Genomic DNA, 285 nt, shown 5'->3' on the forward strand with positions numbered 1-285 from the left:
CCAGGCCGGCAAGGCCGGCATCGCGCATGTCGCCGGCAAGAATCTGCAATACGCCAATGGCGAGACCCTGACTTTCGCCAGCGGCGAGGACAGCAACTTCGCCATCGCCGGCCGGACGAGAATCCACAGCGGCCAGGCCATCGGCCTGCTCGCCGGGGCGATCAAGGCAGGCGACGGCAACACCGGCCTCAAACTGATCGCCGCCCGGGACGACATCGAGTTCCAGGCGCAGAGCGACGAGATGAAGTTCCTGGCCAGGAAGGACGTCAAACTGGTCTCCGCCAC

Annotated in this window: 1 protein-coding gene; it reads left to right on the forward strand. The window is 66.0% G+C overall.

Annotated elements, in window-relative coordinates; translation table 11 throughout:
• On the forward strand, positions 1–285 hold a 285-nt coding region (locus tag AT959_RS18350), incomplete at both ends, for a DUF2345 domain-containing protein (protein ID WP_157651355.1).

The organism is Dechloromonas denitrificans, assembly GCF_001551835.1.
Taxonomy (GTDB): Bacteria; Pseudomonadota; Gammaproteobacteria; order Burkholderiales; family Rhodocyclaceae; genus Azonexus; species Azonexus denitrificans.